The organism is Aromatoleum anaerobium, from assembly GCF_012910705.2.
GTDB classification, from domain to species: domain Bacteria; phylum Pseudomonadota; class Gammaproteobacteria; order Burkholderiales; family Rhodocyclaceae; genus Aromatoleum; species Aromatoleum anaerobium.
In genome coordinates, this window is record NZ_WTVG02000038.1 from 49273 (window position 1) to 74529 (window position 25257).

Consider the following 25257-nt stretch of genomic DNA (forward strand, 5'->3'; position numbering starts at 1 on the left):
TCAGAAGCTTCTCCATTCGGCCAGCGGCACGCCTTCGGCCTCCACGATGCGGTTGTACGCTTCGATGAATTCCGCGTACTCCTCCTTCCAGCGTCGGGCGCGCTCGCGCCGCACGAGCTCACGCAGGCATTCGTCACAGGCTTTGGAAATGTTGATACCCAGGCTTTTGGCTTCCGCCAGGACATCGGCAGAAAGGCTTAGATTGGTCGCTTTCTTGGAAGAAACCGCATGAGTCTGCATCTCGAACCTCCACGTAAATTGCGCATCACCTATGCGCATCATAATTCTACAGCTCCCATGAAGCCAGAACGTACATGACCACGATGCGCTACCAGTTCGAACTGTTCTTCACCGCGCTCGGCTTCTTCACGCGCCTGCCGGTGCCGGCGTGGGTGCCGTGGTCGCCGGAGCGGCTCAATCACGCCGCGCGCTTTTTCCCGCTCGTCGGCGGGATCGTCGGCACGATCGGCGCGGCAAGCTACCTCGCGTTCGTGCAGCTGCTGCCGCCTGCGCTCGCGGTGCTGCTGTCGATGGCGGTGACGATCCGCGCGACCGGCGCGTTCCACGAGGACGGCTGGGCCGATGCCTGCGACGGGCTCGGCGGCGGGTGGGACCGGTTGCAGGTGCTGACGATCATGAAGGATTCCCGCATCGGCAGCTACGGCACGGCCGGCCTCGTGCTGATGCTGCTCGCGAAGGCCGCGGCGCTCGTCGAACTGGCCGCGCATGGCAATCTGCAGGTCGCATTGGCGCTGATCGCCGCCCACCCGCTGTCGCGCCTGGCCTCGACGAGCCTGATCCACACGATGCAGTACGTGCGCGAGGACGAGAGCGCGAAATCGAAGCCGCTTGCGCGCCGCCTGTCCGCGACCGAACTCGCCGTCGCGGCGGTGTTCGGCCTCGCACCGCTGGCGCTGCTCGCCCCGGCCGAAGCGCTCGCCGCGCTGACCGCGACGGCGGCGGCAACCCTCTGGGCGGCACGCGTGTTCGCCCGCCGCCTCGGCGGCTACACCGGCGACTGCCTCGGCGCTGCGCAGCAGGGCAGCGAACTCGCGTGCTATCTCGGGATCCTTGCCGCATGGAACTTCATCTGATCCGCCACCCGCGGCCGGACGTCGCGGCGGGGGTGTGCTACGGCCAGTCCGACGTCGGCCTCGCCGAATGCCCCGCAACGGTCGCCGCCCGCCTGCGGCCGCTGCTGCCGCCGCGCTACGCGCTGCATGCGAGCCCGCTCGCGCGCGCCCGCCTGCTCGCGCTCGAACTCGGCACACCGGCATTCGACGACCGGCTCAGGGAAATGCACTTCGGCGCGTGGGAGCTGCGACCGTACGCCGAGCTCGGCGACGCGATCGACGTGTGGGTGACGGACCCGCTCGGCTTCTGCGCCCCCGGCGGCGAGTCGGCGCGCGACATGTCGACGCGCGTGCTGCAATGGCTCGACGAGATCATCGCGACCCGCGCCGCCGATCCGGTCGTCGTCGTCGCGCACGGCGGGCCGCTGCGCGCGATCGCCGGCCACCTGCTCGGCCTGCCGCCGCAGCGCTGGCTCGCGCTCGACTTCGCCTGCGGCCACGCGACGCGGCTCGACATCGAGGACTGGGGCGTCGTGCTGAAGTGGTTCAACCGCTGAAACCGGAACGCCGGCGCGGCAACGGGAGCCGCTGCGGCCGCGCCGGCGCGACGATCCGGACAGCATTTTCGCCCGGCCTCGCTCCCCGCCCGACGACGCTGCCCGCCCCGTGCACACGCTGGACGCCGCCGTTCGTGGGATAATTGCGGACTTTTCGACACGCTCTCGACGCCTACCGCCTCATGCCGCCCACCCTGCCGGACTTCTCCCAAGGCCGCATCCTCGTCGCCGGCGACGTGATGCTCGACCGCTACTGGCACGGTTCGACGACGCGCATCTCGCCGGAAGCGCCGGTGCCGATCGTCAAGGTCGAAGGGGACGAGTTCCGCGCCGGGGGCGCGGGCAACGTGGCGCTGAACGTTGCATCGCTCGGCGCCCGGGCCGAACTCGTCGGGCTCGTCGGCTGCGACGAGGCGGCGCGGCTGTTGCGCGAACGGCTCGCAGGCGGCGGCGTCGTGTGCCGCCTGCTCGACGCGCCGCAGCACCCGACGATCACCAAACTACGCGTCATCAGCCGCCACCAGCAGCTGATCCGGCTCGATTTCGAGGACAGCTTCGCGGTGCTCGAGAGCGCCGGCATCGAGCAGGCGTTCGAGGACGCGCTCGACGCCAGCGCGGCGGTCGTGCTGTCGGACTACGGCAAAGGCACGCTCGCCCAGGTCGGCCAGCTGATCCGCGTCGCGCGCGAACATGCGGTCGCGATCGTGGTCGACCCGAAAGGCACGGATTTCGGCCGTTACGCCGGCGCGACCGTCATCACGCCGAATCTCAGCGAGTTCGAAGCAGTGGTCGGACCGTGTGCGGACGAGGCGACTCTCGTGTCGCGCGGCGAGGCGCTGCGCGACAGCCTCGGCCTCGACGCATTGCTGATCACGCGCAGCGAACGCGGCATGACGCTGCTGCAGAAAGACACCGCGCCGCTGAATTTGCCGACGCAGGCGCGCGACGTGTTCGACGTGACCGGCGCCGGCGACACCGTCGTCGCGGTGCTCGGCGCCGGGCTGGCGTGCGGCCTGTCCCTCGCGGACGCGACCGCGTTCGCGAACCTCGCCGCCGGCGTCGTCGTCGGCAAGCTCGGCACGGCGACGGTCAGCATCGCCGAGCTCGACCTCGCGCTGCGCGCGGCGATCGCAGCCGGCCGCCCCGCCGCCATGCCAGGCTGAGCGGGTGCATTCAGGAGAAAACATGATCATCGTCACAGGCGGTGCCGGCTTCATCGGCAGCAACATCGTGCAGGGGCTCAACGCCCGCGGCATCACGGACATCCTGGTCGTCGACGACCTCACCGACGGGCACAAGTGCCTGAACCTCGCCGACGCCGACATCCGCGACTACATGGACAAGGATGAATTCCTGCAGCGCATCCGCGCCGACGAGGACTTCGGACCGGTCGAGGCGATCTTCCACGAAGGCGCGTGCTCCTCGACGACCGAGTGGGACGGCCGCTTCGTGATGGCGGTGAACTACGAATACACGAAGTCGTTGCTCGCCTGGGCAGTGGCGCGGAAAGTGCCGCTGCTGTACGCGTCGTCGGCGTCGGTGTATGGCATGGGTCCGACGTTCCGCGAATCGCGCGAGTTCGAGCGGCCGCTGAACATGTACGCGTATTCGAAGTTCCTGTTCGACTGCCATCTGCGCAGGTTCGCGCCGGGCATCGACAGCCAGGTCGCCGGCCTGCGCTACTTCAACGTCTATGGGCCGCGCGAGCAGCACAAGGGCAGCATGGCGAGCGTCGCGTACCATTTTCACAACCAGTTGAACGACAGCGGCCGCCTGCGCCTGTTCGAAGGCGCCGACGGCTACGGCCCGGGCGAGCAGCAGCGCGACTTCATCCACGTCGACGACGTCGTCGCGGTGAACCTGTGGCTGCTCGACAACCCCGGGGTGCGCGGCATCTTCAACGTCGGCACCGGCCGCGCACAGAGCTTCAACGAAGTCGCCCACGCCGCGCTGAGCTGGCACAAGGGCAGCACCGCCGGCGGCGGCATCGACTACATCGCGTTCCCGGAACACCTGAGAGGCCGCTACCAGAGCTACACGCAGGCCGACATCACGGCGCTGCGCCAGGCGGGCTACGAGGGCGAGTTCATGCCGGTCGAAGTCGGCGTGCCGCGCTACCTGGAATGGCTCGCGCTGCGCGACTGATGCCGACTCGCCGGATTCTCGTCGTCGGGCCGTCGTGGGTCGGGGACATGGTGATGGCGCAGAGCCTCTTCATGACGCTGCAGGCCGAAGGCCCGTGCGCGATCGATGTGCTCGCGCCGGGCTGGTCGCTGCCGATCCTCGAACGCATGCCCGAAGTGCGGCGCGGCATCGCGATGCCGCTCGGCCACGGCCAGTTCGGCCTCGGCATGCGCTGGCGCCTCGGCCGCGAACTCGCCCAGGCCCGCTACGACCAGGCGATCGTCCTTCCCGGCTCGCTGAAATCCGCGCTCGTGCCGTTCTTCGCCGGCATCGCGCAGCGCACCGCGTTCCGCGGCGAGATGCGTTACGGCCTGATCAATGACATGCGCGCGCTCGACAAGGCAGCGCTGCCGATGACGGTGCAGCGCTTCGTCGCGCTCGGCCTGCCGGCGGGCGCCGCCTTGCCCCGGCCGCTGCCGCGCCCGCGCCTCGTCGCCGACCCCGCAAACCAGGCCCGGCTGCGCGCCGCGCACGGGCTCGCGGCGGACCGGCCGGCGATCAGCTTCATGCCGGGCGCCGAATACGGCCCGGCCAAGCAATGGCCGCTGCCGCATTTCGCCGCGCTGGCGCGCGCGCTCGTCGCCCGCGGCCAGCAGGTGTGGGTGCTCGGTTCGGCGAAGGACGCGCCGGCCGGTGACGAGATCGTCGCAGCGGCCGGCGAGGGCGTCGTCAATCTGTGCGGCCGCACCCAGCTCGCCGACGCGGTCGATCTCCTCGCGATGAGCGAAGCCGCGGTCAGCAACGACTCCGGCCTGATGCACGTCGCCGCGGCGCTCGACCGGCCGCTGGTCGCGGTGTATGGCTCGTCGACGCCGGACCACACGCCGCCGCTCGCCGACCGTGTCGTGGTGCGCTATCTGCGGCTCGAATGCTCGCCGTGCTTCGCGCGGGTGTGCCCGCTCGGCCACACGCGCTGCCTCACGGAGGTCACGCCCGAGAGCGTGCTGAACGCGCTGGACAGCCTCGCCCTCGGCACGCCGCTCCGCCTCGCCCGGTCCGCTGGAACGGCCTGATGCGCGTGCTGATCGTCAAGACGTCCTCGCTCGGCGACGTCATCCACACGCTTCCCGCGCTGACCGACGCCGCCCGCGCGATCCCCGGGATCCGCTTCGACTGGGTCGTCGAGGAAGCCTTCACCGAAATCCCGTCCTGGCATCCGGCGGTCGACCGCGTGATTCCGGTCGCGGTGCGGCGCTGGCGCAAGGCGCCAGTGAAGGCGCTGGTCAGCGGCGAGTGGCGCCGCTTCAAGCGCGCGGTCGCTGCGACCCGCTACGATGTGACGATCGACGCGCAAGGCCTGCTGAAGAGCGCGCTGCTGACGCGCTACGGCAGCAAGCCGGTGCATGGCCTCGACGAGGACTCCGCTCGCGAGCCGATCGCAAGCCGCTTCTACACGCACGCGCACGCGGTGCCGGTCGGCCGCCACGCCGTCGAGCGGGTGCGTGAACTGTTCGCAAAAGCGCTTGGTTATCCGCTGCCGGAAGGGCCGGTCACGTACGGACTCGACCGGCACCGGCTCGCCGGCGCGGACAACCCCGAACCGTACCTGCTGCTGCTGCATGGCACGACCTGGGTGACCAAGCACTGGCCGGAGCTCTACTGGCAGCGGCTGATCGCGCTGGCGACCGCGGCGGGCTGGGCGATCCGTCTGCCGTGGGGCAACGCCGGCGAAGAGGCGCGTGCGCAGCGGCTCGCCGCCGACCAGCCGGCCGTCACGGTGCTGCCGCAGCTGAAGCTCGCCGGCATCGCCGCCGAGATTGCCGGCGCACGCGCGTGCGTCGCCGTCGACACCGGGCTGGGCCACCTCGCCGCCGCGTTCGGCGTGCCGACGCTGTCGCTGTTCGGCCCGACAAATCCCGGCTTCACCGGCGCCTGGGGCCCGAACCAGTTCCACCTCGCGTCGAACATGCCGTGCGCCCCCTGCCTGCAGCGGCGCTGTACGCACATGCCGACTGCCGACGAGCGCGCGCGCTTCGATCTCGTCGCCGAACAGCCGCTGTGCTTCACCCGCATCGGCCCGGAGCAGGTGTGGAGCGCACTGCAGCGCATCCTCGACGGCAAGACGTCCGCGGAGGGGGCGCCGGCCGTCCACCCGCTCGCCGCCGACGGCGCGCCCGGCGGCTTCGACCCGTCGCCTGGGCCGCTCGTCCACACGATGTTCGACCGCAAGGCCTCCGGCTGATGCAGCTCGCGTTCTGCCTGTACAAGTACTTCCCGTTCGGCGGCCTGCAGCGCGACTTCCTGCGCATCGCGCTGGCGTGCCAGGCGCGCGGCCACGCGATCCGCGTCTACACGCTCGGATGGCACGGCGAAATCCCGGCCGGGTTCGAAGTGCTGCGGGTCCCGGTGCGGGCGATCACGAACCCGCGCCGCAACGAGAAATTCACCGCATGGGTGCAGCAGGACCTCGCGCGCCGCCCCGCCGACCGGGTCGTCGGCTTCAACAAGATGCCCGGGCTCGACGTCTATTACGCCGCCGATCCGTGCTTCGAGGACAAGGCGCGCACGCTGCGCAACCCGCTGTACCGCATCAGCGGGCGCTATCGGCACTTTTCGGCGTACGAGCGGGCGGTGTTCGCGCCTGAAGTCCACACCGAGATCCTGCTGATCTCGGCCGCGCAGCAGCCGCTTTTCATGACGCACTACGGCACCCCGGCGCGCCGTTTCCACCTGCTGCCGCCCGGTATCGCCCCCGACCGGCGCGCTCCGCCCGACGCCGCGCAGATCCGTGCCGCCTTCCGGCGCGAGTTCAGCCTCGGAGAGGACGATCTCCTGGTCGTGCAGATCGGCTCCGGCTTCAAGACCAAAGGCCTTGACCGCAGCCTGCGGGCGCTGGCCGCGCTGCCGGAAATGCTGAAAGGGCGCACGCGCCTGATCGCCATCGGACAGGACGACCCCAAGCCGTTCCTCGTGCAGTTGCACACGCTCGGCCTCGGCGACCGGGTGCGCATCCTCGGCGGACGCGACGACATCCCGCGCTTCCTGCTCGGCGCCGATCTGATGATCCATCCGGCCTACCACGAGGCCGGCGGCATCGTCCTGCTCGAAGCGCTCGTCGCCGGACTGCCAGTGCTGACGACTTCGGTGTGCGGTTTCGCGCACCATATCGAGGACGCGGACTGCGGCATCGTGCTTCCCGAGCCGTTCGAGCAGGCTGCCTGCGATCAGGCCCTGTCCCGCATGCTCGCCGACCTGCCGGCGCGCAGACGATGGAGTGAAAACGGGCTCGCTTTCGCCGCTAGCGCCGACCTCTACAGCCTGCCCGAGCGCGCCGCGGACGTGATCCTGCGGGGGCGCGGGTGAGCACGCCGGCAACGCTTTTCGTCGCCGAGCCGTTCCGCTCGCTGTGGGCCGGACGGGATCCGTTCGACATGGTCGAGGCGCTGCAGGGCGAAGTGTTCCGCGAACTCGAGGGACGCCGCACGCTGCGCACCGAAGCCGGCGGACGCGGCTATTTCGTCAAGATCCACCGCGGCATCGGCTGGCGCGAAATCTTCAAGAACCTGCTGTCGGCGCGGCTCCCGGTGCTCGGCGCGCGCAACGAATGGCAGGCGATACGGCGGCTCGACGAGCTCGGCGTCGCGACGATGAAGGCGGTTGCCTACGGCGAGCGCGGGTGCAACCCGGCCCGGCAGCATTCGTTCATCGTCACCGAGGAGCTCGCCCCGACGGTCAGTCTCGAGGATTTCTGCCGCGACTGGCGACGGCTCCCGCCCGACAGCGCGCTCAAGCATGCGCTGATCGACCGGGTCGCCGACATGGTGCGGCGGATGCACGAAGGCGGCATGAACCACCGCGACCTCTACATCTGCCATTTCCTGCTGCACCTCGAGCCGGCCCCCACGCCGAGCGCGCTGCGCCTGTCGCTGATCGACCTGCACCGCTCGCAGATCCGCCCCCGCACGCCGCGGCGCTGGCGCGACAAGGACCTCGCGGGGCTGTATTTTTCGGCGCTCGATATCGGTCTGACCCGGCGCGACAAGCTTCGCTTCGTGCGGCGATACTTCGGCCGAGCCCTGCGCGAGGTGCTGCGCGACGAAGCGGCCCTGCTTGCCCGCCTTGAAGCGAAAGCAGGGCGCCTGCACGCCCGCTATCTGCGCAAATACGCTCCGCAGGCCGCGCGTTGAGCGACGCTTCAACGCGCGGCAGGCCGGACTGCTCCGGAATATGCAAACATCAATGAACCTTCCGCTCGAAACTCCCGCGACGCTGCGCCGGGCCGGCCGGCATCCGGCCGTGCCGTTTCGCATCGCGCTCGACGGCGGACGGGTCGCGACCGTCAAGCGCCTGCTGCGCGTGTTGCCCGGCAAGCGTCTGGTGGGCGAAGCGGAAGTCGGCGGGCACGCGGTGCTGGCGAAGTTTTTCATCGCCCGCCGAGGCTGCGCGCGGCACTTCGAGCAGGAACGGGACGGACTCGCGGCCCTTGCGGCGCAGGCGATCGCGACGCCGCGGCTGCTCGGTGCCGGCCCGCTCGACGGCGGACATTACCTGCTGACCGAGTTCCTCGACGAGGCCGAGGATCTCGCCGATGGCTGGCACGCAGCGCTCGCCGCGCACCCCGACGACATCGGCGCCGCCCTCGCCGTGCTCGCTCCCGCGCTCGAGACGCTCGGCCGCATGCATGCGCGCGGGCTCGCGCAGTCCGATCTGCATCTGGGCAATTTCCTGCGCCATCGCGGGGTGCTCTATGCGATCGACGGCGATGCGATCCGTGCGCGCCGCCCCGGTCTCCCTCTCGGTGCCGGCGACGCCCTGCGCAACCTTGCGATCCTGCTCGCGCAGTTGCCGCACGAAGCCGATGCGCGACTGCCGGACCTGCTGGCCGGCTACCATGCGGGAAATCCGGACATGGCCTTCGATCCCGCATTGCTTCGCCAGGAAATCATCCGCGTGCGGAGCTGGCGGCTGCGCGACTACCTCGCGAAGACGCTGCGCGACTGCAGCCTGTTCCACGTCGAGCAGCGCCGCGACCGCTTCGTTTCGGTCGTCCGCCATGAGGCCGGGCGGCTCGCTCCCGTCGTCGCCGATCCCGACCTCTTCCTCGCCGCCGGAAGCCTGCTGAAGGACGGCGGCAGCAGCACCGTCGCGCGGATCGACATCGGCGCCCGCAAGCGCGTCATCAAGCGCTACAACATCAAGGGCACCGCACACGCGCTGTCGCGCTTGTGGCGGCCGAGCCGCGCCTGGCACTCGTGGATCGAGGGGCACCGCCTCGCTTTTCTCGGCATCGCAACGCCGCAGCCGCTGGCGCTGATCGAGCGCCGCTTCGGGCCATTGCGCGGCCGTGCGTGGCTCGTCACCGATTCCTGCGACGGGCCCCACCTGCTGCAGCATCTCGACGCCGGACGCGAACCGCCGCCTGCCGAGGCGCGAGCGTTGCGCGAGCTTTTCGCCGCCCTGCATCGCGAGCGCATCAGCCATGGCGACCTCAAGGCGACGAACCTGCTGTGGGACCAGGGAACGGTGAAACTGATCGACCTCGACGCAATGCGCCAGCACGCCAGCGCTGCCGCCCACGCCAAGGCGTGGCGCAAGGACCGCGCCCGGCTGCTGCGTAACTGGCCGGAGGGCTGTGCGCTGCGCGGCTGGCTCGACGCGAACCTTCCTCCCGCAAACTAGCGATCCTCAGCGACCGTCACCTCCTCGCGGAACTGCATCGCGTGCAATCGTGCGTAATGACCGCCCGCGGCGAGGAGTTCAGCATGGCTGCCACGTTCGACGATGCGCCCGTGGTCCATCACCATGATGACGTCCGCCTGTTCGATGGTGGACAGCCGGTGCGCGATCACGAGCGTCGTACGCGCTTGCATCACGCGGTGGAGCGCCGCCTGGATATGCCGTTCCGATTCGGTGTCGAGCGCGCTCGTCGCTTCGTCGAGGATCAGGATCGGCGCATCTTTCAGCAGCGCGCGGGCGATCGCGAGGCGCTGGCGCTGGCCGCCCGACAGCGTCACGCCGTTTTCCCCGATCAGCGTGTCGAAGCCCTGCGGCAGCCGGTCGATGAACTCTTTCGCATACCCTGCTTCCGCCGCGGTTTCGACAGCGGCGCGCGGGAGGCCGGCCAGGTCACCGTAAGCGATGTTGTTCGCCACCGTGTCGTTGAACAGGGTCACCTGCTGCGTCACCAGCGCTATGTGGCGGCGCAGGTTCTTCAGCGTGTAGTCCTCGACATCGACACCGTCGATGAGGATCTGGCCGTGGTCGTGGTGATAGAAACGCGGAATCAGGTTCGCGAGCGTCGATTTTCCGCTCCCGGAACGGCCGACCAGTGCGACCATCTGCCCCGGCTCGACCGTGAAGCTCACGTTGTCGAGCACCTCGCGGTCGGCGCCGGGATAACGGAACGACAGCTCGCGCACCTCGATGCGTCCGCTGACACGTTCGCGTTCGACGTGCCCGTGGTCCCCTTCCGGTTTCTCGTCGAGTTGTTCAAAAATACTCTCGGCGCCAGCGACGCCGCGCTGGATCGTCGAACTGACTTCGGAGAGCTGGCGAATCGGTTTGGGCAGCAGCCCGGCGGCGGTAATGTAGGCGACGAGATCACCTACCGACGCCTCGCCGCGCAGCCGCAGCACGAGAAACAGCACCACCGCCATCGCGCTGTACGTGACGAGCTGCAAGGTCGGCGTATAGACCGCCGAAGTCTTGACCATTTTCAGCTGCTTGCGCGTGTTGTCCTCGCTCGCAGCGCGAAAACGCTCCCGCTCGTAGTGCTCGCCGCCGAAGCTGCGCACAACCCGGTAACCCTGAATCGTTTCGGACGCGACGTGGGTCACGTCCCCCATTGCGACCTGGATCTTCCTGCTCTGCTTGCGGAACTTGCCGCTCGCGTTCCGGACCATCAGGCTGATCAACGGCAGGATCGCGACCATCACCAGCGTGAGCCGCCAGTTCATCCACAGCAGGTACGCGAAGAGGAACACGACGGTGAGCCCCTCGCGGATCACGATCTTGATCGCATCGGTCGCCGCGCCGGTGACCATCGTCACGTTGAACGTGATGCGCGAGATCAGGTGCCCGGAGCTGTGCTGGTCGAAATAGCTGTTCGGCAGGCGCAGCAGGCTGTCGAACAGCGCCTGGCGCAGATCCTGGACGAGTCCCAGCGAAACTCTCGCGAGGAAATAATTGCCGAGGTAGCCGCCCAGCCCCTGCCACGCCGCGATCAGCACGATCATCAGCGGCACGCCGTGCATCAGCTCCATACCGTCGAGCAGCGGCACTCCGCTGACCAGCGCCGCGTCGGGATGCGTCAGGCCATCGACGAAATACTTCAGCACCCCGGCGAGCATCGGCTGCGAGGACGCGAAGATGACGTAGCCGAGGATGCTGATGGCGAACAGTCCGACATAGGGCCGGACGTAGCTCAGCAGGCGTAAATAGATACGGATGCTGGAGACAACTGGGACAGCAACTGGGGGCATGAAATTCGGGATGTCGGCGGATCGCTGGATGGTACCACGGGCGTTTTGGGGGACATTTCACTGCTCGCGCGATTAAGATTCGCACTTTGCCCGAGCAGGAGCCTTCGTGACACCGTCGAGCCAAGACGCCTATCGTGCACTGCGCGCTGGCGCCACCGTGATCGAGTCCGACCGGCACGGAGAAAAAGTGCTCCTACTGCCCGACGGCACCTATCTCAAGCTTTTCCGCCGCAAGCGCCTGTTGTCGTCCGCAGCCTGGCATCCGTACGCGCAGCGCTTCGCAGACAACGCCGCTGCTCTTGCACGCCACGACATTCCCTGTCCGCAAGTGATTGGCGTGTTCCGCTTCCCGAGCATCGACCGCGACGCCGTGCACTATCGGCCGCTGCACGGCCAGACGCTGCGCCAGCTTATTCGTTCCTCCCCAGACCCCGAACGTTCAGCGCGGTTGCGCGTGCGGCTGGGGGCCTTCATCGCCGAGTTGCATAGCCAAGGCATCTACTTCCGCTCGCTCCACTTGGGCAACGTCGTCATCGGAGAAAGCGGCGCCTTCGGCCTGATCGACATCGCCGACCTGAAAGTGCATCGCGCTCCTCTTTCAAGGCTGAAGCGCCGGCGCAACTTCCGCCACATGTTTCGCTATGCCGAAGATCGTGCGTGGCTGCTTTGCGACGGCGGAAGTGCGCTCATCGGGGGCTATCTCGGCCATGCACCGGGAGTCTTCACACTGTCGTCGCTGCGCAGTTGCCTGCCGGCAGGCCGGCCAGACAGCTGAAGACCTGGAACCTGGAACCGCAACGCGCTACCTGGTTGGCGACGGCGAGTTGGCTCGACGCGGGGCAAGAACGAGCACATCGATTCCAGGCCCCTCGAACTTCGTCACCAAAATGAGCTGATGCCCTTGCACAAAGGACCCCAGCGCCGCCTCGTCGGCGGCTTCGTGCTCCAGGACAAACAGATCGAAACGCTCTCCGGCCAAGTCTTCCAGCGCGACGGCGCGTTCCATGGGCGTCCGCAGGAACCCCCTCCCCGCGTAATACGACACCCGCCGGCTCTCGATATACACCCGCGCGGCATCCGGCTGGCGGGCCTTCAACCAGGCGCCGGCCTCGGCGTACTGCCTCTTCGCCGGCGACAGCGAGATCACATTGGCAAGCATGGAAACCGCGGCAATGGCGACCAGCCACGGGCGCCACCGCGGCCAGCGTTCCATCATGCAGACGAGTCCCGCTGCGAAAAGCGGCACGGCAAGCATGTTGAGAAAACTCGCATACCGGCCGGTTACGAAAAAACGATCCGTGACGAATGCAGCCAAAATAAGAAGATATGCGGCAAAGGCCCAGCCGAAAGGCTGCCAGCGAGCCAGCAGCGCGGCCGGGGAGCGATGCAAGAATCCGAATACCAGCGGCACGAGAAAAATCCCGGACATTGCGGCAAATTTCACCGGAATCATCGACAGCAGGCCGAAGAACAGGATGTATGTCGCCTCATCGCGCGAGAGATCGTTGAGGACGACATCGGCCAGACGCGCAGCTTGCTGTGTGAACAGCTCCATCTTCGCCCCGACGTTCACCGAATGGAGATAGCTGGCAGCACGGCCGCTCAGTTCGAAAAGACCGGACATGTATGTCAACATCCACATCAGCAGGACCAGACCCGGAACGACTCCGAGCATGAGCGCGTGTCGCCCTGAAGAAAAGGCAAGCGGGCTGGCCACGTTGTCCCTTTGGGCCGTCCGGAACTGCCACCACCACAGCGCTGGGTACAGGATAGCCGCCTCCAGCCGGAACGCCATTGCACCGGCGACAGCCAGTTGCTCCGCCAGAGCCAACGACCAGCGTGGCCGGTCAACCCAGCGCAGGGCCAGCCAGAACGCCACGAGCGAGAAAAACCAGAAACCGAATTCACGCAGAATATGGTCGCGGTATTCGTTGAACGCCGGCAGGGCCAGCGCAACCAGGCAGGCTGCCCACGCCGTTTCGGGGAAAAGGCGTCGCGGACACTGAACCAGCATCGCGCACGTCCCCGCCATCAACAACGCCATGAGCAGATAGCCCGCGCTCTCGAACCCGAGCCCGGTGAGCGTGGACAAACCCGCGATCAGCGCGGGAAGGACGATCCAATCGAAACGGGCCAGGCCACTGTCGAGTCCGCCGAGCGTGAGCACTCGAGCGGTATCGACGTACAGCATTCCATCCCGGTTTAGCTCGCTACTGCCTCCCACGGCGATCGCCGACAACGCGAGGCTGATGATGAACGCTGCCGGAGCCGGATCTATCCGCCTGCATAGCCGGAAGACATATTGCACGAGAAGACTCACCCCGTCATCCCCGCTGTGGACGGCCCGGGGCTCCTGCGAGATCAGGCGGAAAGCTGCGCAACAACCCGTCCTTAATCATCTCGATGCCGGGGCGACGGTACGTGTCGACAATTACGGAAGCATCATGCAGCAGGTTGGCGTTCAGCCCGATTTGGGGCGGCTCGATGCCGAAGACGCTGTAGTAGTCACGGAACTTGAAATCCCCGCCGCGCAGGGCGTCCGACACCTTCAGCCAAGCGTTCGGCACCCCGAGACTGTCTGCGGCAATCAGTCCGTGCATTGCGGAAGACAGCACGACTTCAGCCGCGCGAATCCGGCGGAGGATTTCGAGAGGTGGTGAGAATACGTCGACCAGTTCGACCCCGGCCAAGTCGCGGACAGCGGCGAGCAGTTCAGGGCAGTCGCGATCCTTGTAGTGAGGGATGATCAGGCAACCCCGGCGCGTGGCGGGCGGGGGTTCATGTTCGATCAGCAACGATGCCAGCAGGCCTGGATCGCCCAGCGCCACCTCGTCGCCTGCTCCGACGATGGCCGCCGAGAGCTTGCCTCGCAGGGCGCACAGGCGATGCCTGCTGCGATGAGGTTTTTCGGCGGCGATGAATCCCGCCCCCCAGACACTGATGCGCTTGTTCCAGAAGCGCTCCTTCACGCGCTGCATCAGGCTGCCAAGGGCAACCAGGTCGCACTCCCCGGCAGGCGCCCAGACGACGGAACGCCCTGCCACACGGGCGCAGATCAGCGGAGAAAGCACGTCGCCGAAATTCGGCTTCGAACTCGCCCAGTGAAGCCGTAACGGCTTCATCCGTGATCCTCTGCCGCGTCCGGCCCGCCCATTCCCTTAACGACCAGCACATCCTCCATCACCAGGTACTCCAGGTCCGACCCGTAGAACATGTTCAGCGCATCCGTCGGCGAGCAGATCATCGGCTCGCCGCGGCGGTTCAGCGATGTGTTCAGCACGACGCCGTTGCCGGTGAGCTTCTCGAGTTCGAGCATCAGGTCGTAGTAGCGCGGGTTGAATTCACGCTTCAGGACCTGGGCGCGTGACGTGCCGTCCTCGTGCACGACTTCGGGCACGCGCGCCTTCCACTCGTCGGCGACTTCGAACGTGAAGGTCATGAACGGCGCGGGGTGGTCGGTCTGCAGCATCCGCGGGCCGACGGTGTCGAGCATGCTCGGGCAGAACGGGCGCCAGCGCTCGCGGAACTTGATCTGCTCGTTGATGCGGTCGGCGACGCCGGCGGCGCTCGGGCAGCCGAGGATCGAGCGCCCGCCGAGCGCGCGCGGGCCGAACTCCATGCGCCCCTGGAACCACGCGACCGGGTTGCCGTCGGCGAGGATCTGCGCGATGCGGGCAGGCACCTCGGCGTCGCCGTTGGCGATCTTCTGCCACCGCGGCTGCGACGGGTGCTTCGCGCACGCGGCGATGACCTCCTCGTTCGTGTAGCGCGGGCCGAGATAGACGTGTTCCATTTTCTCGACCGGGACGCCACGCGCGACCGATACATACGATGCGGCGCCGATTGCGGTGCCCGAATCGCCGGACGCCGGCTGCACGAACAGTTCGCGCACGTCGGGGCGCGCGATGATTTTCTGGTTCAGCTTGACGTTCAACGCGCCGCCGCCGGAGAACGCGAGGCGGCCGGTGTCGCGCAGAATGTCGCCGAGGTAATAGTCGATCATCTGCAGCGCGAGGTCCTCGAACAGCTTCTGCATGCTCGCGGCGTAATGGATGTACGGCTCGTCGGCGATGTCGCCGGCGCGCTTCGGCCCGAGCCAGTCGATGAGCTTCGGCGAGAAGTAGTAGCCCTTGCCGTTTTCCTTGTAGCGCCGGAAGCCGATCACGTTCGCGTAGTCGGTGTCGATGACGAGTTCGCCGTCGACGAATTTCGCGAGTCGCGAAAAGTCGTATTTGCCCGGGTCGCCGTACGGTGCCATGCCCATGACCTTGTATTCGCCGTCGAGCATCTCGAAGCCGAGGTACTCGGTGATCGCGCCGTACAGGCCGCCGAGCGAATCCGGGTCGTAAAATTCCTTGATCTTGTGGATGCGGCCGTTCTCGCCGTAGCCGAAGAACGTCGTCGCGTATTCGCCTTTGCCGTCGATGCCGAGGATCGCGGTCTTCTCCTTGAAACCGGAGCAGTGGTACGCGCTCGATGCGTGCGCGAGGTGGTGCTCGACCGGCACGATCTTCGTCTTCTTCGGATCGAAGCCGAGCTGCTGCAGGCACCATTCGATGCGCTTTCTGTAGCGGTGGAAGCGGCGGTTGCCGGTCAGGATGGCGTCGAGGCCGCGATCGGGCGCGTACCAGTAGCGCTTCGCGTAGTGCCAGCGCGCCGGCTCCATGATGCTGATCGGCGCGAACGGGATCGCGACCGCGTCGACGTCGTCCGGCCCGATGCCGGCGAACTCGAGGCAGAACTTCGCCGCTTCGTACGGCATCCGGTTCTTCGCGTGCTTGTCGCGCACGAAGCGCTCTTCTTCGGCTGCAGCGACGAGCTGGCCGCCGATATAGAGCGCCGCCGAAGGGTCGTGGGTCAGCGCGCCGGACAATCCGAGTAGGGTCAGAGCCAAGGAAGAGGCCTCAAGATACGAATCACCGATGCGGATCGGGAAACGGCAATGTACAGGCGGACGAAACGCGTAAGTATACCTTGCGGACGCGGATCGCCGAACGCGTGTTTCCGGCCTGCCTCGGGGGAAGCGGGGGAAAAACGGGCGAACGACGGCTTTCTCCCCCGCGCGCCCGTTGCTCGCCTTCGACCTTCAGTGCGCCTCGTCCCAGTTCTCGCCGTGGCCGACTTCGACGAGCAGCGGCACCGACAGGTCGGCGACACCGGTCATCACGCCGGGCAGCGTTGCCTTCACCGTTTCGAGTTCGTCGCGCGGCACTTCGAGCACGAGCTCGTCATGCACCTGCAGCACGAGCCGCGAACGCAGCTGCGCGTCGGCGAGCCAGCGCCGCGTCGCGATCATCGCCTTCTTGATCAGGTCGGCGGCCGTGCCCTGCATCGGCGCGTTGATCGCGGCGCGCTCGGCGGCCTGCCGGCGCCCGGCCTGGCTCGCGCGGATCTCCGGCAGATACAGCCGGCGGCCGTACACCGTCTCGACGTAGCCGCGCGCCCGCGCCTCGCTGCGAGTCCGTTCCATGTACGCGGCGACGCCGGGGTAGCGCGCGAAGTAGCGGTCGATGTAGGCCGCTGCCGCAGCGCGTTCGAGACCCAGGTTCTTCGCCAGTCCGTGCGCGCTCATGCCGTAGATCAGGCCGAAGTTGATGACTTTCGCGTAGCGCCGCTGCTCGCTGGTGACCTCGCCGGGCGTCGTGCCGAAGATCTCGGCGGCGGTCGCGCGGTGCACGTCCTCCCCTTCGGCGAACGACTGCAGCAGCCGCGCGTCGTTCGACAGGTGTGCCATGATGCGCAGCTCGATCTGCGAATAGTCGGCCGATACGATGACGTGGTCGCGCGGCGCGATGAACGCGGCGCGGATGCGGCGTCCTTCCGCAGTGCGGATCGGGATGTTCTGCAGGTTCGGTTCCGAGCTCGCGAGCCGGCCGGTGACCGCGACGGCCTGCGAGAAGCTCGTGTGCACGCGGCCGGTCTTCGCATTGACCATGCGCGGCAGCTTGTCGGTGTAGGTACTTTTCAGCTTCGAAAATCCCCGGTGCTCGAGCAGCAGCTTCGGCAGCGGGTAGTCGTCGGCGAGCTGGGCGAGCACTTCCTCGTCGGTCGACGGCTGGCCGGTGGCAGTCTTCTTGACGACCGGCAGCCCGAGCTTGCCGAACAGGATCTCGCCGAGCTGTTTCGGCGAACCGAGATTGAACGGCTGGCCGGCGAGGTCGTGGGCCTCGCGTTCGAGCGTCATCAGCCGGCGGCCGAGCTCCTCGCTCTGCTGCGCGAGCAGGAACGCGTCGATCAGCACGCCGGTGCGCTCCATGTCGAACAGCACGGCCATCGCCGGCATTTCGATGTCGCGGTACAGCGCGGCGAGCGCCGGCGCCGCCTCCAGCTGCGGCCACAGCTTGCGATGCAGCCGCAACGTGATGTCGGCGTCCTCGGCGGCATATTCGGTCGCACGCTCGATCGCGACCTGGTCGAAGCAGATCTGGCCGACGCCCTTGCCGCACACCGCGGTGTAGGGAATCGTGTCGAGGCCGAGGTGGCGTTTCGCGAGCGAATCCATGTCGTGCGGCCTGTCGCTCTCGAGCACGTAGGACTGCAGCAGCGTGTCGTGCGCGATGCCGCCGAGCCGCAGGCCGTGGTTCGCCAGCACGTGGGCGTCGTACTTGAGGTTCTGGCCGAGCTTCGGGTGCGTGTCGGACTCGAGCCACGGCTTGAGCTTCGCGAGCACTTCGGCGAGCGGCAGCTGCGCCGGCGCCGCCGGATAAGTGTGCGCGAGCGGCAGGTATGCGGCTTCGCCCGCGACGATCGCGAACGACATGCCGACGAGCTGCGCGGCCATCTGGTCGAGGCTGGTCGTCTCGGTGTCGAACGCGACGAGGTCGGCGGCTTCGAGCTTCGCCAGCCAGCGGTCGAACGTCGGCCAGTCGAAGATGCTCTCGTAGCCGGCGCGGTGCGCACCGGGCTCGGCAACAGGGGACGGGCCATCGTTGTTTTCCGCGAAATCGGCACCAGCGTCCGATTTCGCCGCGGCGTCGATTGCCTGCAGCCAGCCGCGGAATTCAAAGCGCTCGTACAGCGCGCGCAGCGCGACCTTGTCGTCGTCGCGCGCCGGCAGGTCCTCGAGCTGGATCGGCAGCGCGAGGTCGGTCGCGACGGTCACGAGCCGCTTGCCGAGCGGCAGGAATTCGAGATGCTTCCTGAGGTTCTCGCCGACCTTGCCGCCGACCTTGTCCGCGTTCGCGACGAGGTTGTCGAGCGTGCCGTATTCGGTGAGCCATTTCACCGCCGTCTTCGGACCGCATTTCTCGACGCCCGGGATGTTGTCGACGGTGTCGCCGACGAGCGCGAGGTAGTCGACGATGCGCGTCGGCGGCACGCCGAACTTCGCGGTGACGCCGGCTTCGTCGAGCACTTCGTCGCTCATCGTGTTGACCCACCGCACGCCGGGGCGCACGAGCTGCGTGAGGTCCTTGTCGCCGGTCGAGATCACGACTTCCCAGCCGCGCTCGAGCGCGCGGCGCGTCAGCGTGCCGATGACGTCGTCCGCCTCGACGCCGTCGACGCACAGCAGCGGCCAGCCTTCGGCCTTGACCGCCTCGTGCAGCGGTTCGACCTGGGCGCGCAAGTCGTCCGGCATCGACGGCCGGTGCGCCTTGTATTGCGGATACCAGTCGTCGCGGAAAGTCTTGCCTTTCGCATCGAACACGCAGGCGCGGAACTCCGCCTTGTAGTCGCTTTCGAGGCGACGTAGCATCGACAGCACACCGCGAATCGCCCCCGTCGGCTCCCCTTTCGACGTCCGCAGGTCCGGCAAGGCATGGAACGCGCGGTAAAGGTAGCTGGAACCATCGACAAGCAGCAGCACGGGCATCGGAAAAACATCCTTCGGAGAACGGGGCCGATGCGGCGGGAATCAAACCGATACCCGGGCGGATCCCGTGAGACGAGAATCGAGAACAACATGACGGCGAAAGAAAAAATCCCCCTCAGCGCCCCGAGCAGCACGACCCCGCGCTTCAATGCGCGCGAGTCGTGGCGAATCTTCGGAATTATGGCAGAGTTCGTCGAGGCGACCGAACGCCTCAACGCGATCCGCCCGGCAGTGTCGATCTTCGGCAGCGCGCGCACGCCGCCCGACCACATGTACTACATGCTCACCGAGCGCATCAGCCGGCTGCTGTCGGACGCCGGCTTCGCCGTCATTTCCGGCGGCGGCCCCGGCATCATGGAAGCCGCGAACAAGGGCGCATATTTCGGCAAGAGCCCGTCGATCGGGCTCAACATCCAGCTGCCGCTGGAACAGGCAGCGAATCCGTACCAGGACATCTCGCAGACCTTCCAGCACTTCTTCGCGCGCAAGTTCATGTTCGTCAAGTTCGCGTCGGCCTACGTCGTGATGCCGGGCGGCTTCGGCACGCTCGATGAGCTGATGGAAGCGATGACGCTGATCCAGACGGGAAAAAGCCGCAACATCCCGATCATCCTCGTTCATGAACCGTTCTGGAGAGGGCTGCTCGACTGGTTCCGCGACCGCCTCATTGCCGAACGCATGATCAACCCGGCGGACCTCGACCTCATCCAGCTGATCGACAAGCCCGAAGACGTCGTCGAGGCGATCTTCAAGCATTACGAAACCCGCGGCTTCCTGCCGCTGCCCGAAGAGCACGAGCTGATGCTGAACCTGTGAGCGTCCGTCCGCCCGGGCAGACGGGCGACGAGAGAATCCCGCGCCGGCGCCGCAGGCGCGCCCTTGCCTGCGGCATGCCATGCGAGGCCTGCGCCGGCGCGAGCGCCTTGGGCCACGGGCGTTTCGGCGCGCCTCTGCTAGAATCGCCGTCATCCAAGGAGAGCCCCATGCGCCGCACCCTGATCGTCCTGCTGATGGCCATCGCCGCCCCGGTTGCCGCCCAGCAGCCGCCGCAACTCGAACCGATTCCCGAACCGCCGCCGATTCCGCCCGGCATGAGCGACGAATCGCTCGAACCGGAAGTCACGATCAAGAAAAGCGGCGAAGACACGGTGCAGGAATACCGCATCCGCGGGCGCCTCTACATGATCAAGGTGACGCCGCCGCACGGCGTGCCCTACTACCTCGTCGACCACGAAGGCAACGGCGTCATGGCGCGCCAGGACGTCATGCCGACGCTGTCGGTGCCGATGTGGGTCATCAAGTCCTGGTGACGCACGTGCGCTGAACCGGCCCGCCACCAGCCCATGTCCGTCTTCACCCCCGTCTCGACCGAGGAGCTGTCCGCGTGGCTTGATCGCTATGCGGTCGGCCGGCTGGTCGGACTGCAGGGCATTTCGGGGGGCGTGCAGAACAGCAACTTCTTCGTTACGACGACGCTCGGCCGCTACGTGCTGACGCTGTTCGAAGCGATTCCGCGCGCCGAGCTGCCGTTCTACCTGCACCTGATGGCGCACCTCGCGCGTCACGGCCTGCCGGTGCCGGCGCCGATCGCCGACCGCGACAACGAATACCTCGGCACTCTTAGCGGCCGGCCCGCCGCACTCGTCAGGAGGCTCTCCGGCCGTTCCGAGATGACTCCCGGCGCGAGCCACTGCGCACGCGTCGGCGCGATGCTCGCCGGGCTGCACCTGGCGGGCCTGTCTTACGGCCGCAGGCAGGACAACCCGCGGGGTGCCGCCTGGCGCGATGCCGCGGCGGCACGCGTGCGTCCCTTCCTGCCGGCCGACGAACAGGCGCTGCTCGACGCCGAGCTCGCATTCCAGGCGCGCGTCGCCTACGACCGGCTGCCGCAGGGCGTGATCCACGCGGATCTCTTCCGCGACAACGTGCTGTGGGACGACGGCCATATCGGCGGCGTCATCGATTTCTACTTCGCCGGCCATGACGCGCTGCTGTTCGATGTCGCAGTCACCGCCAATGACTGGTGCACAACACCTGGCGGCGAACTCGACACGTCCCGCGCCGGAGCGCTGCTCGCCGCCTACCACGCCGAGCGGCCGTTCGAAGCCGCGGAGCGCGACGGCTGGCCGGCGATGCTGCGCGGCGCGGCGTTGCGGTTCTGGCTGTCGCGCGCCGAGGACTTCCATCTGCCGAAAGCGGGCGAGATGGTGCTCGTCAAGCCGCCCGCCGAATACCGCGACATCTTGCGGCGGCACATTGCCGCCCCCCACTCCCTCCCCATCTGAACGATGACCGATCCGCATCCCGGCGCTTGCGCTTCGCGGCGACGCCATCCGCTACCCGAACCGGGCCATGTCACGCCGGCGCAGACGCTGCAGTGGCTCGCCGCCGGCTGGCGGATGTTCACCGCCCGGCCCGGCGTATGGATGATCCAGACCGTGATCCTGATCGTCATCCTCAGCGCGCTCGGCTTCGTGCCGTTTCTCGGCTGGGCGGTGGCGCCGCTGGCCTTCCCGGTGCTGGTCGCCGGCATGCTCGCCGGCGCTCAGGCGGTGGACCGCGGCCAGGCCCTGCGCATCGACCATCTCTTCGACGGGCTGCGCCGCCACGCCGGCAACCTGCTGATGATCGGCGCCTTCCATCTGTTCGGCGCGCTGCTTGCGGCGCTCATCGCCGCGGCAGTCGGCGGCAGCGCGGCGCTCACCGGCATGCTCGTCGGCGCATTCGCCGGCATGGGGCTGGCCGCCGGCGGCATGATGCTGGCGGTCGTCGTGTTCACCGTGCTGTGGGTACTGCTCGTGATGGCGCTGTGGTTCGCGCCGGCGCTGGTGATGCTGCAGGACGTGTCGCCGCTCGACGCGATGAAGCTGTCGGCGCAGGCCTGCCTGTCGAACCTGCTGACTTTCGTCGTCCTCGGCGTCATCCTGTATGTCCTGACGTGGGTCGCGATGCTTCCTGCCGGACTGGGCATGCTGATCCTCGTCCTGGTGCTCGCCGGCGCGCTCTACGCCGCCTGGCAGGACACGTTTGCCGAGCGCCCCGCGCTACCGCCCCCGCCTCACCTCCGCACCGGACCGCAGTCCGGCGCCCGACCTCGACCACGAGTCATAGACCGCATGCAAGTACGACAACTGCCGCTCGCCCGCGGCTTCGCCTGGCTCGGGGAAGGCCTCGTGATCTGGCGCCGCAACCCGGCGCTGCTGACCTTCGCCTCGCTCGGCTACCTGCTGATGCTGGTCCTGCTCAGCGTCGTGCCGCTGATCGGTCAGCCGCTCGCATCGCTGCTGATGCCGGTGTTCTCGCTCGGCGTGCTCAACACCTGCCGCGAGATCGACGCGGGCCGCAAGGCCGGGCCCGACGTGCTGTTCTCCGGCTTCCAGCAGAACCTGCGCGGGCTCGTCACGATCGGCGCGCTGTACCTTGCCGGCAGCCTGCTGGTGCTGTTCCTGACCTCGATCGCCGATGGCGGCACGCTGCTGCAGATCATGACCGGCGGCGAGAAAGTCGATCCCGAAGCGGCGGCCGTCGCGCCCGGCTTCACGTTCGCGCTGCTGATCGCGATCGCGCTGTCGACGCCGGTGATGATGGCCTACTGGTTCGCGCCGATCCTCGCCGGCTGGTGGAACATTCCGCCGCAGAAGGCGATGTTCTTCAGCTTCATCGCGTGTCTGCGCAACTGGCGCCCGTTCCTGGCCTATTCGGTCGCGCTGATGGTCTTCTGCGTGCTCCTGCCGGGCCTCGTCATCGGCATGCTGGGGCTCGTCTCGCCGACGCTCGCGACGCTGTTTTCGGTGCCGCTGCCGGTGCTGCTGATCCCGATCGTGTTCGCGAGCTTCTATGCCAACGCCCGCGACGTCTTCCGTGACGCCCTCGATGAGCGCCGCGAGCCCTGAGCCCGGGCCGCTCGGCATCTTCGGCGGCACCTTCGACCCGATCCATATCGGTCACCTGCGCCTCGCGCAGGAGGCGCACGAAGCACTGCGGCTCAGCCATGTCAGCTTCGTTCCCGCCGGCCAGCCGCCTCACCGCGGCGCGCCGCGTTCCCGCGCCGCCGACCGGCTGGCGATGGTGCGGCTGGCGACCGCCGGCAATCCGGCCTTCACGGTCGATGACAGCGAAGTGTTTGCGCAAGGCAAGAGCTACACCGCCCTGACGCTCGAGCGCCTGCGCGCGGCGCTCGGCCCGCAGCGCTCGCTGGTGCTGATCCTCGGCGCCGATGCGTTCCAGGGCCTGCCGACATGGCACCGCTGGCGCGACATCCTGCAACTCGCGCATATCGCCGTGGCGAACCGCCCGGGCTATGCGCCGCAGGGCCATCGCCGCCCGGGCGCATTGTCGCCGGAACTCGACGCCGTCTGCAGCGATCACATGGGCAACGATCCGGGAGCCGTGCGCGAGTCACCCGCCGGCCGGATCGTTCCCTTCGACATGACGCCGCTCGCGATCTCTGCATCGCAGGTGCGCAGTCTGATCCAGGCGGGACACAGTGCCCGCTATCTGCTGCCCGATCCGGTCCTCGACTATATCGAGCGGCATCACCTTTATCGCGGAACCTGATGGACATACGCAAACTGCAGAAAACCGTCGTCGACGCCCTCGAAGACATCAAGGCCAAGGACATCGAGGTCATCAACACCACCAAGCTCACGTCGCTGTTCGACCGCATCGTCGTCGCCAGCGGCGACTCGAACCGGCAGACACGGGCGCTGTCGCGCAACGTGCAGGACAAGGTCAGGGAAGCCGGCGGCCACGTCGTCAGCGTCGAAGGCGAGGAGACCGGCGAATGGGTGCTGGTCGATCTCGGCGACATCGTCGTGCATATCATGCAGCCGGCCACCCGCGACTATTACAACCTCGAGGAACTGTGGGCAACGACGCCGAAGCGCTCGCGCGTCGCCGCGGGCACGGCTCACCTGGCGCCCGAATGAACCGCGGCCCGCGGCGCGACACCACCGGCTGCCGCGGCCGCCGTCGCCGATGAAGCTGCTGATCGTCGCCGTCGGCACGCGCATGCCGGCGTGGGTCGAGGCCGGCTTCGACGAGTTCGCGCGACGAATGCCGCGCGAATTGCCGCTGCAGCTCGTCGAAGTGAAGGCCGAGCCACGCACGACCGGCAAGACCGTCGACGCGATGATGGCGGCCGAAGCAACGCGCATCGAAGCGGCGCTGCCGGCGCGCTGCCGGCGCGTGATCCTCGACGAGCACGGCGCAGACCTGACGACGATGGGCCTCGCACGTCGCCTCGAAGCCTGGCAGAGCGGCGGCGAGGACCTCGCGCTGATCGTCGGCGGCCCGGACGGACTGTCGCCGGCGCTCAAGGCGACGGCGCACGAACGCCTGCGCCTGTCGAGCCTGACGCTGCCTCACGCACTGGTCCGCCCGCTGCTCGCCGAAGCGCTCTACCGCGCGTGGAGCGTGCTGAAAAATCATCCCTATCATCGCGAGTAGCACAACCCGCACGCGGTAAACTCGCCGGGTCTGCAGCCACTCGGCGCCCTGCCGCCCTTCGCCCCATGACGACCCTGCAAGCCCGCATCTACCTCGCATCGCGCAGCCCGCGCCGGCGCGAACTGCTGCGCCAGATCGGCGTTCAATTCGAACTGCTCGTGTTCCGCGGCGGCGAGCGCGGCGAGGATGCGGATGTCGACGAAACCCCGCAGGCGGGCGAGCCCGTCGAGCGTTACGTCGAGCGTCTCGCGCTGACCAAGGCCGAAGCGGGGTGTCGGCGCCTGCAGTGGCGCTCGCTGCCGCATCAGCCGGTGCTGGCCGCCGACACGACGCTCGAACTCGACGGCCAGATCATCGGCAAGCCGGTCGACGGCCCCGATGCCGCGGCGATCCTGCGGCGGCTATCGGGACGCACGCACCGCGTGCTGACCGCGGTCGCGCTGAGCGACGGCAGTCGCACGCGCAGCCGGACGAACATCAGCGAAGTGCGTTTTCGTCCTCTCGACGACGCCGAGATCCGCCACTACGTCGCCACCGGCGAACCCCTGGACAAGGCCGGCGCATATGGCATCCAGGGGCGAGCGGCGCTGTTCATCGATGAGATCCGCGGCAGCTACACCGGGATCATGGGCCTGCCGCTGTTCGAAACCGCCCAGTTGCTCGAAAGCTTCGGCTATCCTCTGTAGCCGCCAGCGGCAGCTCGTCCGCGAGGCGCGATGGGCAATGCGCAATCGATGACCGCGATGTCATCGATTGCGCAT

The 25257-nt window shown here is 67.8% G+C and carries 24 protein-coding genes; 18 read left to right on the top strand and 6 right to left on the bottom strand.

Translation table 11 applies throughout. The annotated features are described in order from the left end of the window. A complete protein-coding gene (locus tag GO606_RS09110) occupies positions 1–240 on the bottom strand; it encodes a type II toxin-antitoxin system CcdA family antitoxin (protein ID WP_246979463.1) in 240 nt (79 codons plus the stop codon). A gap of 83 nt (positions 241–323) precedes the next feature. Between GO606_RS09110 and GO606_RS09115 the strand changes: the two genes are divergently transcribed. From GO606_RS09115 to GO606_RS09155, 9 genes are all read left to right on the top strand, one after another. After that, positions 324–1094, top strand: coding sequence for an adenosylcobinamide-GDP ribazoletransferase (locus tag GO606_RS09115; RefSeq protein WP_169119447.1), 771 nt, complete (start codon positions 324–326; stop codon positions 1092–1094). Then, positions 1079–1630 carry an alpha-ribazole phosphatase family protein gene (gene cobC, locus GO606_RS09120; protein ID WP_169119443.1) on the top strand — a complete coding sequence of 184 codons (552 nt, stop codon included), beginning with the start codon at positions 1079–1081 and terminating at the stop codon, positions 1628–1630. Before GO606_RS09115 ends, cobC begins: the two co-directional genes overlap by 16 nt. Positions 1631–1812: 182 nt before the next feature. Beyond that, a complete protein-coding gene (gene rfaE1, locus GO606_RS09125) occupies positions 1813–2793 on the top strand; it encodes a D-glycero-beta-D-manno-heptose-7-phosphate kinase (protein ID WP_169119442.1) in 981 nt (326 codons plus the stop codon). Between the two features lie 22 nt (positions 2794–2815). Next, positions 2816–3775 (top strand): ADP-glyceromanno-heptose 6-epimerase, encoded by a 960-nt coding sequence (gene rfaD, locus GO606_RS09130; RefSeq protein ID WP_169119441.1) that lies wholly within the window; start codon positions 2816–2818, stop codon positions 3773–3775. Continuing rightward, positions 3775–4827 carry a lipopolysaccharide heptosyltransferase II gene (waaF, locus tag GO606_RS09135; RefSeq protein WP_169119440.1) on the top strand — a complete coding sequence of 351 codons (1053 nt, stop codon included), beginning with the start codon at positions 3775–3777 and terminating at the stop codon, positions 4825–4827. The genes rfaD and waaF overlap by 1 nt, the downstream gene beginning before the upstream one ends. Beyond that, positions 4827–5996 (top strand): lipopolysaccharide heptosyltransferase I, encoded by a 1170-nt coding sequence (gene waaC / locus GO606_RS09140; protein WP_169119439.1) that lies wholly within the window; start codon positions 4827–4829, stop codon positions 5994–5996. The genes waaF and waaC overlap by 1 nt, the downstream gene beginning before the upstream one ends. Further along, the gene (locus GO606_RS09145; RefSeq protein ID WP_169119438.1) at positions 5996–7117 is read left to right on the top strand and encodes a glycosyltransferase family 4 protein; all 1122 of its coding nucleotides are present in this window, start codon (positions 5996–5998) and stop codon (positions 7115–7117) included. Before waaC ends, GO606_RS09145 begins: the two co-directional genes overlap by 1 nt. Then, complete coding sequence (gene rfaP / locus GO606_RS09150) at positions 7114–7941, top strand: lipopolysaccharide core heptose(I) kinase RfaP (protein WP_169119437.1); 828 nt, start codon at positions 7114–7116, stop codon at positions 7939–7941. Before GO606_RS09145 ends, rfaP begins: the two co-directional genes overlap by 4 nt. A 52-nt stretch (positions 7942–7993) precedes the next feature. Continuing rightward, a complete protein-coding gene (locus tag GO606_RS09155; protein WP_246979464.1) occupies positions 7994–9433 on the top strand; it encodes a lipopolysaccharide kinase InaA family protein in 1440 nt (479 codons plus the stop codon). On the opposite strand, the gene msbA is transcribed toward GO606_RS09155, so the two are convergent. Next, positions 9430–11235 (bottom strand): lipid A export permease/ATP-binding protein MsbA, encoded by a 1806-nt coding sequence (gene msbA / locus GO606_RS09160; protein ID WP_169119435.1) that lies wholly within the window; start codon positions 11233–11235, stop codon positions 9430–9432. The two genes, GO606_RS09155 and msbA, sit on opposite strands and share 4 nt — an antisense overlap. A 157-nt stretch (positions 11236–11392) precedes the next feature. On the opposite strand from msbA, the gene GO606_RS09165 reads away from it, so the two are divergent. Next, positions 11393–12010, top strand: a complete 618-nt coding sequence (locus GO606_RS09165) for a phosphotransferase (protein ID WP_211166722.1) — start codon at positions 11393–11395, stop codon at positions 12008–12010. Positions 12011–12037: 27 nt separating this feature from the next. Here GO606_RS09165 and GO606_RS09170 read toward each other — a convergent pair whose 3' ends face one another. The 4 genes from GO606_RS09170 to polA form a co-directional block, all read right to left on the bottom strand. Next, a complete protein-coding gene (locus GO606_RS09170) occupies positions 12038–13555 on the bottom strand; it encodes a hypothetical protein (protein ID WP_169119434.1) in 1518 nt (505 codons plus the stop codon). 4 nt (positions 13556–13559) lie between these two features. Beyond that, the gene (locus GO606_RS09175; RefSeq protein WP_169119433.1) at positions 13560–14357 is read right to left on the bottom strand and encodes a polysaccharide pyruvyl transferase family protein; all 798 of its coding nucleotides are present in this window, start codon (positions 14355–14357) and stop codon (positions 13560–13562) included. Continuing rightward, complete coding sequence (locus GO606_RS09180; RefSeq protein WP_169119432.1) at positions 14354–16129, bottom strand: carbamoyltransferase family protein; 1776 nt, start codon at positions 16127–16129, stop codon at positions 14354–14356. The genes GO606_RS09175 and GO606_RS09180 overlap by 4 nt, the downstream gene beginning before the upstream one ends. A 192-nt stretch (positions 16130–16321) precedes the next feature. Beyond that, positions 16322–19048: a DNA polymerase I gene (polA, locus tag GO606_RS09185; RefSeq protein WP_169119431.1), complete on the bottom strand. Its 2727-nt coding sequence runs from the start codon at positions 19046–19048 to the stop codon at positions 16322–16324. A 90-nt stretch (positions 19049–19138) separates the two neighbouring features. On the opposite strand from polA, the gene GO606_RS09190 reads away from it, so the two are divergent. The 8 genes from GO606_RS09190 (at position 19139) to GO606_RS09230 (ending at position 25182) form a co-directional block, all read left to right on the top strand. Next, complete coding sequence (locus tag GO606_RS09190) at positions 19139–19864, top strand: LOG family protein (protein ID WP_169119430.1); 726 nt, start codon at positions 19139–19141, stop codon at positions 19862–19864. A gap of 167 nt (positions 19865–20031) precedes the next feature. After that, positions 20032–20358, top strand: a complete 327-nt coding sequence (locus GO606_RS09195) for a DUF2782 domain-containing protein (protein WP_169119429.1) — start codon at positions 20032–20034, stop codon at positions 20356–20358. Between the two features lie 33 nt (positions 20359–20391). Next, complete coding sequence (locus GO606_RS09200) at positions 20392–21333, top strand: homoserine kinase (RefSeq protein ID WP_169119428.1); 942 nt, start codon at positions 20392–20394, stop codon at positions 21331–21333. Between the two features lie 3 nt (positions 21334–21336). Next, complete coding sequence (locus tag GO606_RS21990) at positions 21337–22941, top strand: BPSS1780 family membrane protein (protein ID WP_343316188.1); 1605 nt, start codon at positions 21337–21339, stop codon at positions 22939–22941. Further along, a complete protein-coding gene (gene nadD, locus GO606_RS09215) occupies positions 22922–23605 on the top strand; it encodes a nicotinate-nucleotide adenylyltransferase (RefSeq protein WP_169119606.1) in 684 nt (227 codons plus the stop codon). Before GO606_RS21990 ends, nadD begins: the two co-directional genes overlap by 20 nt. Beyond that, the gene (rsfS, locus tag GO606_RS09220; RefSeq protein WP_169119605.1) at positions 23605–23976 is read left to right on the top strand and encodes a ribosome silencing factor; all 372 of its coding nucleotides are present in this window, start codon (positions 23605–23607) and stop codon (positions 23974–23976) included. Before nadD ends, rsfS begins: the two co-directional genes overlap by 1 nt. Positions 23977–24025: 49 nt before the next feature. Beyond that, complete coding sequence (gene rlmH / locus GO606_RS09225; protein WP_169119604.1) at positions 24026–24496, top strand: 23S rRNA (pseudouridine(1915)-N(3))-methyltransferase RlmH; 471 nt, start codon at positions 24026–24028, stop codon at positions 24494–24496. Positions 24497–24561: 65 nt separating this feature from the next. Beyond that, entirely contained in the window at positions 24562–25182 is a 621-nt protein-coding gene (locus GO606_RS09230; protein ID WP_169119603.1) for a Maf family protein, read from the top strand. Positions 25183–25257 lie beyond the last annotated feature (75 nt).